General features: G+C 31.3%; 10 protein-coding genes. 6 read left to right on the forward strand and 4 right to left on the reverse strand.

The window, feature by feature from the left end; genetic code table 11:
* The first annotated feature begins 13 nt into the window (after positions 1 to 13).
* Positions 14 to 1,084: a hypothetical protein gene (locus tag ACKTST_RS06385; protein ID WP_408046919.1), complete on the forward strand. Its 1,071-nt coding sequence runs from the start codon at positions 14 to 16 to the stop codon at positions 1,082 to 1,084.
* Between the two features lie 15 nt (positions 1,085 to 1,099).
* Here ACKTST_RS06385 and ACKTST_RS06390 read toward each other — a convergent pair whose 3' ends face one another.
* Complete coding sequence (locus ACKTST_RS06390) at positions 1,100 to 1,996, reverse strand: sterol desaturase family protein (RefSeq protein ID WP_408046920.1); 897 nt, start codon at positions 1,994 to 1,996, stop codon at positions 1,100 to 1,102.
* Between the two features lie 125 nt (positions 1,997 to 2,121).
* On the opposite strand from ACKTST_RS06390, the gene rpsF reads away from it, so the two are divergent.
* The 4 genes from rpsF to ACKTST_RS06410 all read left to right on the forward strand — a co-directional run bounded on the left by rpsF (position 2,122) and on the right by ACKTST_RS06410 (position 6,483).
* A complete protein-coding gene (gene rpsF, locus ACKTST_RS06395) occupies positions 2,122 to 2,463 on the forward strand; it encodes a 30S ribosomal protein S6 (RefSeq protein WP_133536512.1) in 342 nt (113 codons plus the stop codon).
* Positions 2,464 to 2,466: 3 nt separating this feature from the next.
* Positions 2,467 to 2,763 (forward strand): 30S ribosomal protein S18, encoded by a 297-nt coding sequence (rpsR, locus tag ACKTST_RS06400; protein ID WP_408046921.1) that lies wholly within the window; start codon positions 2,467 to 2,469, stop codon positions 2,761 to 2,763.
* A 15-nt stretch (positions 2,764 to 2,778) separates the two neighbouring features.
* On the forward strand, positions 2,779 to 3,225 hold the full coding sequence (gene rplI / locus ACKTST_RS06405; RefSeq protein ID WP_408046922.1) for a 50S ribosomal protein L9: 447 nt from the start codon (positions 2,779 to 2,781) through the stop codon (positions 3,223 to 3,225).
* 105 nt (positions 3,226 to 3,330) lie between these two features.
* Positions 3,331 to 6,483: a TonB-dependent receptor gene (locus tag ACKTST_RS06410; RefSeq protein ID WP_408046923.1), complete on the forward strand. Its 3,153-nt coding sequence runs from the start codon at positions 3,331 to 3,333 to the stop codon at positions 6,481 to 6,483.
* Between the two features lie 239 nt (positions 6,484 to 6,722).
* Here the strand turns inward: ACKTST_RS06410 and lysA are convergent, their stop codons facing one another.
* From lysA to ACKTST_RS06425, 3 genes are all read right to left on the reverse strand, one after another.
* Positions 6,723 to 7,928, reverse strand: a complete 1,206-nt coding sequence (lysA, locus tag ACKTST_RS06415; RefSeq protein WP_408046924.1) for a diaminopimelate decarboxylase — start codon at positions 7,926 to 7,928, stop codon at positions 6,723 to 6,725.
* Between the two features lie 290 nt (positions 7,929 to 8,218).
* A complete protein-coding gene (gene pepT, locus ACKTST_RS06420) occupies positions 8,219 to 9,457 on the reverse strand; it encodes a peptidase T (RefSeq protein WP_408046925.1) in 1,239 nt (412 codons plus the stop codon).
* A 72-nt stretch (positions 9,458 to 9,529) separates the two neighbouring features.
* The gene (locus ACKTST_RS06425) at positions 9,530 to 10,600 is read right to left on the reverse strand and encodes a DUF3810 domain-containing protein (protein WP_408046926.1); all 1,071 of its coding nucleotides are present in this window, start codon (positions 10,598 to 10,600) and stop codon (positions 9,530 to 9,532) included.
* Between the two features lie 128 nt (positions 10,601 to 10,728).
* On the opposite strand from ACKTST_RS06425, the gene dnaB reads away from it, so the two are divergent.
* A complete protein-coding gene (gene dnaB, locus ACKTST_RS06430; protein ID WP_408046927.1) occupies positions 10,729 to 12,243 on the forward strand; it encodes a replicative DNA helicase in 1,515 nt (504 codons plus the stop codon).
* The last annotated feature ends 107 nt before the right edge of the window (positions 12,244 to 12,350 follow it).

Raw genomic sequence — 12,350 nt, forward strand, 5'->3', positions numbered from 1 at the left:
TAAAATTTAAAAAATGAAAAGAATACTATTATTAGTGTTGTTTGTAACAACTATTGCCCAATCTCAAGAAAAAATATTTGAAAAAGAAGTAAAAAAAATATCAAATGCTATTGATAAAATTACACAACAACACAAAGATTCATTAAAAGTAAAAGTAACAGAAATCAATAATAGATTAGAAAGCAACAAAATCACTATTGATGAGGCGAATGCTTTAAAGAAAGAAGCTGCAGAATATCATGCAATTCAAATTGAAAAAGCTGTGTCTACTCAAGAACAAAATTTGCAACAGTTGGTGCAAGATAAAATAGATGAAAAAGTATTGAGTAGTGAAGATGAAGATTCTAAAAAAAATACATTTAGAATAGCTGGAACTGAATTTAATTTCGATTTTTCAAATGATGATGATGACGATGAAAAAGAAAAACATCGAAGAAATAAAAGAACTACAACCCAACTTGTATTTGCTTTAGGAACCAACAATGTATTAACCAATAACAAATTTTCTTCGTTAAACGATTCTGAATATAAATTTTGGCAATCACATTTTTACGAATTAGGTTTTACTTGGAAAACTCGTTTTTCTAAAGAACCTTCAAAAAGATATTTTAAGTACGGTTTTTCTTTTCTATGGAATAATTTAAGAGCAGAAAACAATCAATATCACGTTGTAAATGGTGATGAAACTGTGTTGAGTATTCATCCAGAAAATCTTTCAGAAAGCAGGTTACGCCATGTACAAATGACATTTCCAATGCATTTAGAGTTTGATTTTTCTAAAAATAAAAAGTATTCTGATGGTGAAGTGGTTGATAGAACTCATAAATCAATTCGATTTGGAGTAGGAGGGTTCTTCGGATTTAAGTTAGGTACACGTCAATATATAGAGTACAAAGACGCTCAAGGAGTTGTTGTAGAGCAAGTTCAGAAAAACAATTTTAATATGAATACGATAAACTACGGATTGAGTGCATTTTTCTCTTACCAAGGTTGTGGTTTGTATGCTAAATACGATTTGAATCCGTTATTCAAAAACACTGAAACAAGAAATATTTCATTAGGAGTTCGATTTGATATTAATTAATAAAAAAGGAGCTGATTAAACAGCTCCTTTTTTATTTTCTTCCCATTCTTTACGTAAATCTGTTGAAAGTTTTCCCGATCCATCGTGTTTCCAACCAGGAGGTTTTAAAAAGTATAAAAACTTTTTACCTAAACTAGTTTTACTTTTAAACACATCGGTAAACATGTTATACCATTCAATAAAAGCCACTTTAATTGGGTTGTATGTGTTTATGTTTGTAACCAAACCAAATACAGGTTTTTCATCTTCAGGTTCAAAAGTTCCAAAGAGTTTATCCCAAATAATAAAAATTCCCGCGTGATTTCTATCTAAATATTGTGGATTTGTAGCATGGTGCACACGATGATGGCTTGGAGTATTAAAAATAGCTTCAAACCATTTTGGGCATTTATTAATTAATTCGGTATGTATCCAGTATTGATACAGCAAACTAATACTCATTTGAGTTAAAATCATTAACGGATGAAATCCTATAATTGCCAAAGGAGCCCAAAATATAAAAGTGTAAAAACTTCCTGACCAAGTTTGGCGTAAAGCAGTACTTAAATTGTATTTTGTTGAAGAATGATGTACTACATGACTAGCCCAAAACAAGCGACTTTCGTGTGCAATTCTATGATTCCAATAATAGGCAAAATCTTCAGCAAATAATAAAAGAATCCATGACCACCACACAAAAGGAATTGTGAATACTCTATATTGATATAAAAACGTAAAAACACCAAAAATTAAACCTTTTGTAAATACTCCAATAAAAACATTACCGAGCCCCATAGTAATTGAAGTGGCGGCATCTTTAAATTCATAATCTTCTAATTTTACTTTAACAGTTAGTATAACTTCAATAATAACAGTTATAATGAAGAAAGGAATTGCGTAATGAATTAAGTTAGGTATTTCAGGGATTTCCATATGTAAAAGGGTGTTTAGCTACAAACTTACATAAAATCATTAAATTATTTAAACAAGAGAGTTTGTTTATGCGATAAAAAGCAGTATATTTGCACGCTTAAAAATAAATTTTAAATAATTTAATTATGAATCATTACGAAACTGTTTTCATTTTGAATCCCGTTTTATCTGAAACTCAGATAAAGGAAACAGTAAAGAAGTTTGAGGACTACTTACTTTCTAAAGGTGCAGAAATGATTTCTAAAGAAGATTGGGGCTTAAAGAAATTAGCTTATCCAATCGAAAAGAAAAAAAGTGGATTTTACCACTTATTTGAGTACAAGGTAGCAGGTGATGCAATCGCTCCGTTTGAATTAGAGTTTAGACGTGACGATAGCGTTATGCGTTATTTAACTGTAAAGTTAGACAAGCATGCTGCAGCTTGGGCTGAAAAAAGAAGAGAACGTGTTAAATCTGCAAAAAAGTAAGAAATGGCATCTATAGAACAACAAGCGAAAGGAAATAAGCAAGGAGAAGTACGTTACTTAACTCCGCTTGATATCGAAACTAAAAAAGAGTCTAAATACTGTCGTTTCAAGAAAAACGGTATTAAGTACATCGATTACAAAGATGCTGACTTCTTAATGTATTTAGTAAACGAGCAAGGTAAAATTTTACCAAGACGTTTAACAGGAACATCATTAAAATATCAACGTAAAGTGGCTCAAGCTATTAAAAGAGCTCGTCACTTAGCTTTAATGCCATACGTTGGAGATATGTTAAAATAATAAAGAAGTAGAAACATGGAATTGATATTAAAACAAGACGTAGAAAACTTAGGTTTTAAAGACGATATCGTAACTGTTAAGAATGGTTATGGACGTAACTACCTAATACCTCAAGGATATGCAATTTTAGCTACTTCTTCAGCTAAAAAAGTATTAGCAGAAAACTTAAAGCAACGTGCTTTTAAAGAAGCTAAATTAGTAGATGACGCTAACAAATTAGCTGAAACTATTAAAGGATATGAATTAAAAATCGCTTCTAAAGTAGGTTCAGGTGATAAATTATTTGGTTCAGTTAACAACATTGATGTTGCTGCTGCTTTAGAAAAAGCAGGTACTGAAATCGATAAGAAATTTATCAAAGTTACTGGAGGTAACGTAAAAAGATTAGGAAAATACAACGCTGCTGTACGTTTACACAGAACAGTTGTAGCTGACATCGTATTTGAAGTAGTTGCTGAATAGTAACTTATTGTTAAATACTTGTTAATAAAGTATAAATCCGCTCAGTTGAGCGGATTTTTTTATTTCTTAAATTTGAGATGTAACTTAAACAAAATCAATACTATTATGAAAAAATTATTAGTTTTTTCTTTTGTTTTTTTGAGTTTATCTATCTTTTCACAGGTAACTACATCAAAAATAAAAGGAACTGTAACAGACAGTCAAGGGGAACCTTTATTTGGTGCTAATATTGTTGTTTTACACGAACCCACAGGTACTGTATCTGGAGCCGTAGCTCAAGATAATGGTAAATATACCATTCCGAACTTAAGAGTAGGAGGTCCCTACAAAATAACTTTTAGTTATGTAGGTTTTAAATCGCAAGATGTTAATAATGTGTATTTAACTCTTGGTAAAACTACAAATATTGATAGTAAATTATCTGAAGATGGAGAACAATTAGAAGAAGTTGTTATTTCTTCTTCAAGAAGTAAAGTTTTCAATAATGATAGAACAGGTGCGCAAACCAGTGTTAGCTCGATACAATTAAAAACTTTACCAACAATATCACGTTCTGCAGCAGATTTTACACGTTTAGAGCCAACAGCAAGCGGAAATTCTTTTGGAGGTAGAAATGATCAGTTTAACAATTTTTCATTAGATGGATCTATTTTTAACAATCCGTTTGGTTTAGATGCACCAACACCAGGAGGACAAACTGATGCGCAACCTATTTCTTTAGATGCTATTGAACAAATATCAGTTTCTACAGCGCCTTATGATGTTACATTGTCTGGTTTTACAGGAGCTTCTGTAGATGCTGTAACTAAAAGTGGAACCAATGAATTTACTGGAACTGTATATGGATTTTTTAGAAATCAAGACATGACAGGTGGTAAAATTAAAGGTCAAGAAGTTGTAAAACCTAAGTTGAACCAAAACCAATATGGAGTAAGTTTAGGAGGTCCAATTGTAAAGGATAAATTATTTTTCTTCGCTAATTTTGAAAAAGATGACCGTAAAGATTTAGGAACAGCAGGTTGGGTACCAAATACTGGTAGTGGAGCTGTTAACGAATCGAGAGTATTAGAGTCTGATATGATAGCTGTTCGTGATGCGTTGGCAGCTTTAGGATATGATACTGGAGCTTATGAAGGGTTTACCTACGGTTCAGGGTCTACAAAAGGGATTTTTAAATTAGATTGGAATATTAATGATAAAAATAGATTAGCTTTAATTTATAATTTCTTAAGAGCTTCAAAAGAAAAACCTGCTCACCCAACTGCAATAGGTCTTAGAGGTCCAAGTTTTTCTACATTGCAGTTTGAAAATTCTGGATATGAAATCAATAATAACTTAAACTCATTTCAGTTAGAATTAAATTCAAATTTATCAGAAACAACTACAAATAAATTACAGATTGGTTATTCTCATTTCGATGATTTTAGAAACCCGCTTTCAGTACCTGCACCTGTTATAACTATTCAAGATGGTAATAACAGTAATTATATTATAGCTGGTCATGAACCATTTTCTATCAACAATAAATTAGATCAAAGAGTTTTTCAATTAACTAATAATATGAACTTTTTCAAAGGAGATCATACGTATACGGTTGGTTTTTCATTTGAAAAATTTGAATTCAAAAACTCTTTTAATTTAGTAAACTATGAATCTTTTAATTTTGGAATTTTCCCGTATTATGGATTATTTAGCCCTTATCCAGATGTAGCAACTTTCTTAGCAAACGCCCAACCTGGTGGAGTAGTGGAGCAATATTTGGCAGCTACTCAAAATGCTTATGAATCTTTTAATGCTAAAGGAGCAGGTAATGATGGTGGTTGGAAATTATCAGAACTTAATGTTGGGCAATTAGCATTTTATGTTCAAGATGAATGGGAAATGAATGACAACTTTAAATTAACCTATGGAGTTCGTTTTGATAAACCTTTGTATTTTGATACATCAAGATTAATTCAAAAATTTATAGATACAGATAATGGTGCTACAAGAGATAATTCTGTATCATACTTTAATCCTAATACAGGAGAAGAACAAGAATTACTTTCAACAAAAATGCCAACAAACCAATGGTTAATTTCACCAAGAGTTGGGTTTAATTGGGATGTTAAAGGAGATAAAACTATGCAACTTCGTGGTGGATCTGGAGTATTTACAGGCCGCTTACCTTTTGTATGGATAGGAAACCAAGTAAGTGGTGCTGATGATGGCTTTTTCCAATTAGTTAACCCTGATTTTAAATTCCCACAAGTTTGGAGAACAAATTTAGGATTAGACTGGAAATTTGAGAATGGAATTATAGCAACAACTGATATTTCGTACACTAAAGATATTAATGGAGCTCATGTTCAAAATTGGGGGTTAAGAAATCCATCTGGAACATTAAATACTGCATTTGATCAAAGAGAAGTTTATGCAAATAGCGATAAAGGAAATAACGCATATGTATTTACAAATTCTGATAAAGGACGTGTTTGGAATGCTTCTTTAAAGCTTCAAAAAACATTTGATAATGGTTTATATACAAGTGTTGCTTATAACTATCTAAATGCAAAAGATGTAAATTCAATTGAAGCGGAAATTACTGGAGATGCTTTTGCTTTTAATCCAGTAGTAGGTAATGCAAATAATGATGTACTTTCTTATTCTAAATATGGAGATACTCATAGAATTATTGGTGTTGCTTCTAAGAAGTTTACTTATGGAGGTGATAAATTTGCAACTACAATTTCTACATTCTTTGAATATGCTCAAGGAGGGAGATTTAATTATACGTACGGAGGAGACATAAACAATGACGGATCAACTATTAATGATTTATTGTATGTTCCAACAAGTTCAGAGGTAACTCAAATGCAATTTACTAATCCTGCTCAAGTAGCTGCTTTTGAAGAATATATTAAACAAGATGATTATTTAAGTAGTCGAAGAGGGCAATATGTTGAGCGTTATGGAGCATTAGCTCCTTGGAGAGGTAAATGGGATTTAAAAATATTGCAAGATTTTAATTTTAATGTTTCTTCAGAAAAACAAAATACAATACAATTAAGTATAGATATTTTAAATGTTGGAAACCTATTAAATTCTGATTGGGGGGTTGTACAACAACCAAATAACTTACAGCCATTAAGTGTTAATTTAGATGGAACGAATACACCGACCTATTCATTTACACCAAACTCATCAACAACATTTGGTTTTGATTCTAGCTTATTGTCTCGTTGGCAAATGCAATTAGGCGTACGCTATATTTTTTAAAAAATTAAGAGCTTAATCAGCATAAAAACACTAGCTATATAGCTGGTGTTTTTATATTTAACAGGAAAAGGAATTACAAGAAAGGGTGGTTTTCCTGTTAAATTTATAAAATAATTGAGTGATATTTGTTACTGTAAATAAAGAATAGGGGACTTTAATTACAACGTTTTAAAATATAGTCTTTGAGGGGTTGATTATATTTTAAAAAAACTCCAACCATTACGGTTGGAGTTTTTATTTTATAAAGTTACACTTTCTTGGTTTTTAAGAATATCTTCAATTGTTTCCCTTTTTCTAATCAAATAATCTTTTCCTTTGTACATCATAACTTCTGCAGGTTTATATCTTGAGTTGTAGTTAGAAGCCATTGAAAAGCAATAAGCTCCTGCATTATGGAAGCATAAAATATCTCCTTCAGCTATTTCACTAATTCTTCTATTCGAACCAAAGGTGTCGGTTTCACAAATATAACCTACAATACTGTAAAAACGTTCTCTTCCTTTAGGATTAGATATGTTCTCTATATGATGATAAGAATTATAAAACATTGGTCGAATCAAATGGTTTAAACCACTATCAATTCCTGCAAAAACAGTAGAAGTAGTTTGTTTAATAACGTTTACTTTGGCTAAAAAATAACCAGATTCACTTACTAAAAACTTTCCAGGTTCGAACATTAGTGTAACCTCTTTACCATAGTTTTTACAAAATTGATTAAACCTAGTTGATAGTTTTTCACCTAATTCTTCAATATTCGTTGAAATATCATCTTTTTTATAGGGAACTTTAAAACCGCTACCAAAATCAATAAAATCAATATCTTTAAATTGTTTTGCTACATCAAATAAAATTTCGGTTGCTCGTATGAACGTGTCTATATCTAAAATATCAGATCCAGTATGCATATGAATTCCGTTAATATGCATTCCAGTATTTTCAACTACTCTTTTAATATGTGGTACTTGATGAATAGAAATTCCAAACTTTGAATCAATATGTCCAACAGAAATATTACTATTACCACCAGCCATTACATGCGGATTGATACGAATGCAAACAGGAATTGTTGGATGTTTTTGACCAAATAATTCCAAAATAGATAAATTATCAATATTTATTTGAACTCCGAGTTTAGCAACATCTTCTATTTCTTGTAAAGACACTCCGTTTGGAGTATATATAATTTCTTTAGGATCAAATCCTGCTAATAATCCTAATTTTACTTCTTGTATAGAAACTGTATCTAAACCACTATTTAAAGTATTAAAAACTTTAAGAATATTAATGTTTGATAAAGCTTTAACAGCATAATTAATTTTTACTTTTTTAACTTTTGAAAAAGCAGAAGTAATCTTGTTATATTGAGAAATAATTTTCTCTGTATCGTACACATATAAAGGTGATTGATACTTTTCTGTCAGTTTTAATAATTGCTGTTCTTTCATTATTATTTTAATTAAAGTGAGCAAAAGTATATAGCACTATAATTGAAAAAAATTAAATAAAAGAAATTTACAAATTTGCCTTTATTTGTAAAATTAGGAGGTTTTTAGATACTGCAAAAAGGGGATTTTCCTGTTATAAGAGTTTCTTAAAAGAGCAATATTTGCCTCGAAATAAAGTTAAGGGGATTTATTTCAAACTCTATGATATTTTCTTTAAGGGGTAGATAAATATCATTAAAAAAGCTCTAGCATTTGCTAGAGCTTTTGATTTTATTATATATAAGTAGATATTAGTTAAATTTTACGGCTACTTTTTGTGCGATACCAACAATTACTTCACTAGCTTTTACAATACTTTCTGCTGGTACATACTCGTAACGACCATGAAAATTATGACCACCTGCAAAAATATTAGGACAAGGCAAACCTTTATAAGATAGCTGAGAACCATCAGTACCACCTCTAATTGGTTTAATTAGTGGAGTAATTCCCATATCTTTCATTACTTCTTCAGCAATATCAACAATATGCATTACAGGAGTAACCTTTTCTTTCATATTGAAGTATTGATCTTTAATTTCAACAGAAACTAATTTTTGTCCGTTTTTAGCATTCAAAACTTCTGCCAAGTCTAACATTGCTTTTTTACGGTTGTTAAACTGATCCATGTCATGATCTCTAATAATGTAGTGTAAGGTGGTTTGTTCAACCTTTCCTTCCATATGATGCAAGTGGAAAAAACCTTCGTATCCAGAAGTTTTCTCAGGAACCTCATCTTCTGGTAAAGCGTTAATATATTCGCTAGCAATTAGCATTGAGTTAATCATTTTACCTTTTGCATATCCTGGGTGAACTATTTTACCATTAATAGTAACCTTTGCTCCAGCTGCATTAAAGTTTTCGTATTCTAACTCACCTATTTGACTTCCGTCCATAGTATACGCCCATTCAGCTCCAAACTTCTCAACATCAAACATATGAGCGCCTTTACCAACTTCTTCATCAGGAGTAAAACAAATACGGATTTTACCGTGTTTAATTTCAGGATTTTGAATTAAATATTCCATAGCTGAAACAATCTCGGTAACACCTGCTTTGTCATCAGCACCTAAAAGAGTTGTTCCGTCAGTAGTAATGATTGTTTGACCTTTGTACTGCAATAAATCATCAAAATAATCAGGAGATAAAACGATGTTTTGTTCCTTATTTAAAAGAATGTCTTTTCCATCGTAATTCTCATGAATTTGAGGTTTTACATTTGCTCCGGTAAAATCTGGACTTGTATCAATATGAGCAACAAAACCAATAGTAGGCACTTCATAATCTAAATTACTAGGTAAAGTTGCCATTAAATAACAGTTTTCATTTAACTCAACATCTTCCATTCCTATTTCTTTCAATTCTTTTTCAAGAACTTTAGCTAAATCCCATTGCTTTTCAGTACTAGGAAATGCTGGATTGTTAGGATCACTTTCTGTATCAATCGTTACATATTTAATAAATCTGTTGATTATATGTTGTTTATTCATCGTAGTATTTTTAAAGCTTCAAAAATAACGATTTCAAACATATTATCTTAGATGAAATACAATGATTTTATGTTAATTATGCACATTAAAATAGGCAATTAACAAATCAACAACATAACTGTAGGATTGTATTCCTTTTGCTTGATTATTGGCTTTTAAATACGAATTGTAACCTTTTTTAAAGTAGGGTTCTATAGGGTTTTCAAACTGTTTCCAATGTAAATACGTAGCTTTATAATCTTTATAAATTCCTTTATTTACAGTTTTAGCAATTTCCTTCCCTAATTCTTTATCTCGCTTATAAACTTGACCTATGCAATAGTTATAAGCCATACGATATCCTGAATATTTAAAGTAAAGGTCTTCATTGGCTATAGATGCTAAAAAACCAACAAAATTAGCATCATTTTCAGCTGCCCATCCTATTTGATGCGCCATTTCATGACAAGTTGTTGATGCGTACCCTGTTTTAGGAATCATATAATTTATCTGAGCTTCACCAGTTATTGGATTGATATAACCTGAGGTTCCATTATACGATTGAAACAAGCTAACTATTGAACTTTTTATTGATGAAGTTTTGTAAACTAATTGAGGATAATTTTCAGTCAACTTATCAAAACCTGATGGTGCTAACGCATAAATTTCTTTTTGTGAATAAGGAACTACAATTTCTAATGAGTCGTTTTTTGTTATTTGTAAATGAATAGCATTCAACTCTTTTACAATCAATTTTGTTGTTGAAACTAACTGGTCAGTCGTATAAGTTGATTGTTTTAAATTCAAATTTTTCGCTAACGGTTCTCTAAAATAATTCAATCCCCAAAACGCATAAAAACAAAAATAAATAATAGACAAATAAGCAGTGAATTTTATTAAAACTTGTAGAATGTTTTTAAACCTATTTTTGATTAATTGATACAATCCTTTAACAAATAAAAAAAGCAATAGAAAACCAAGAACATCCCCAAAAGAAAACGGAATCCACCCTAAAAGAATTCGCAACAATCTTGAGATGTACGGATAAACTCCGGTACTATAATATTGTTCAATCCACATGGGGCTTTGGCGTAAAATTTGCACTAATAGCAGCTGAATTGGAAGAGCTAGTGCAATTAAAATAGTTCTTTTTTGATGGCTCATACGCCCAAAAATAAGAAAGTTGAAACGTTATCAACAAGTTAATAACATTTTTGTTTACAAAATTTGTGCAAAAAGAAATTTAAGTAACGCTCCTACAAATATCATTCTAATAATTTACATTTGCTGTTATGGAAAGAACCCAATCTCTCAAAGGAACAAAAATCGATAAGGCTAGAATTATTAGCTTAGAAAAAGGAAAATTACCACCACAGGCTTTAGAATTAGAAGAGGCTGTATTAGGTGCAATGATGATTGATAAAAAGGGGATAGACGAGGTAATTGATATCTTGCATCCAGATGCTTTTTATGACAAACGTCATCAAGAAATCTATGATGCTATTTATACCTTATTTCAAAATTCTGAACCGATTGATTTGCTTTCAGTTTCCAATCAGTTAAAAAAGAATGGAAAATTAGATATTGCAGGTGGAGACTTTTATTTGATTGGGCTTACACAAAAAGTTGCTTCTTCTGCTCATATTGAGTTTCACTCGAGAATTATATTAGAAAAATATATTCAAAGACGATTAATTACCATTTCTTCTGAAATTATTGAGAACGCCTATGACGAAACCTTGGATGTTTTTGATTTATTAGATGATGCCGAAGGAAAGTTATTTGAAGTAACTCAAGGAAACTTAAAAAAAGGAGCAGAAAGAGCCGATTCGTTAGTACAACAATCCATCAATAAAATTCAAGAGATTTCAACCAAAGAAGGAATGAGTGGTTTAGCAACTGGTTTTACCAAGTTAGACGCACTTACTTCTGGTTGGCAACCTACCGATTTAATTATCATTGCTGCACGTCCTGGTATGGGTAAAACTGCCTTTGTAATTTCAATGGCAAAAAACATGGCGATTGACTTTGGGCATCCAGTGGCATTATTCTCTCTTGAGATGTCTTCAGTACAGTTAATTACCCGTATGATTTCTTCAGAAACAGGGTTAACTTCTGAAAAGTTGCGTAAAGGAAACCTTGAGCCACACGAATGGGAGCAATTAAATGTAAAAGTTAAAAAACTTTCGGAAGCACCTATTTTTATTGATGATACTCCGGCGTTATCCATTTTTGATTTACGTGCAAAAGCACGTCGTTTGGTATCGCAACACGGAGTTAAAATCTTAATTATTGATTACTTACAGTTAATGACAGCTGGAGGAGCAGGAGGTAACCGTGAACAAGAAATATCAACAATTTCTCGTAACTTAAAAGCATTAGGTAAAGAATTAAATGTGCCTGTAATTGCACTTTCTCAATTATCGCGTGCGGTAGAAACCCGTGGAGGTAGTAAACGTCCGCTATTATCCGATCTTCGTGAATCAGGTGCGATTGAGCAAGATGCCGATATTGTATCGTTTATTTACCGTCCTGAATACTATGGAATGACAGAATGGGATGACGACGATCATTCACCATGTGAAGGACAAGGAGAGTTTATTGTAGCAAAACACCGTAATGGTGGTTTGGATAATATCCGTTTGAAGTTTACAGGTCACTTAGCTAAATTCTCCGATTTAGAAGAAGGATTTAGTAGTGAATTCCAATCGAGTATGAACACTGGTTTTAACGACGAAGTTTCGTCAAATAATTTTGCTTCGCCAGAAGATGCTTTTGGTCCAAGTGATGACGATGTACCGTTTTAATCATTAAATAAAACCTAAATTATTATAGAATACACAATTGCTAAAAAGTAATTGTGTATTTTTAGTTTTTGATATGAAGCAATTATTGTACATACTAACATTTTTTC

Source organism: Tenacibaculum crassostreae (genome assembly GCF_964512405.1).
GTDB classification, from domain to species: Bacteria; Bacteroidota; Bacteroidia; order Flavobacteriales; family Flavobacteriaceae; genus Polaribacter; species Polaribacter crassostreae.

Excerpts from the sequence above, each read along its gene's own strand:
- ACKTST_RS06425 (WP_408046926.1), bottom strand. The coding sequence starts at position 10,600 with ATGAGCCATCAAAAAAGAACTATTTTAATTGCACTAGCTCTTCCAATT.
- rpsF (WP_133536512.1), top strand. The coding sequence starts at position 2,122 with ATGAATCATTACGAAACTGTTTTCATTTTGAATCCCGTTTTATCTGAA.
- lysA (WP_408046924.1), bottom strand. The coding sequence starts at position 7,928 with ATGAAAGAACAGCAATTATTAAAACTGACAGAAAAGTATCAATCACCT.
- pepT (WP_408046925.1), bottom strand. The coding sequence starts at position 9,457 with ATGAATAAACAACATATAATCAACAGATTTATTAAATATGTAACGATT.
- dnaB (WP_408046927.1), top strand. The coding sequence starts at position 10,729 with ATGGAAAGAACCCAATCTCTCAAAGGAACAAAAATCGATAAGGCTAGA.
- rpsR (WP_408046921.1), top strand. The coding sequence starts at position 2,467 with ATGGCATCTATAGAACAACAAGCGAAAGGAAATAAGCAAGGAGAAGTA.
- rplI (WP_408046922.1), top strand. The coding sequence starts at position 2,779 with ATGGAATTGATATTAAAACAAGACGTAGAAAACTTAGGTTTTAAAGAC.
- ACKTST_RS06410 (WP_408046923.1), top strand. The coding sequence starts at position 3,331 with ATGAAAAAATTATTAGTTTTTTCTTTTGTTTTTTTGAGTTTATCTATC.
- ACKTST_RS06385 (WP_408046919.1), top strand. The coding sequence starts at position 14 with ATGAAAAGAATACTATTATTAGTGTTGTTTGTAACAACTATTGCCCAA.
- ACKTST_RS06390 (WP_408046920.1), bottom strand. The coding sequence starts at position 1,996 with ATGGAAATCCCTGAAATACCTAACTTAATTCATTACGCAATTCCTTTC.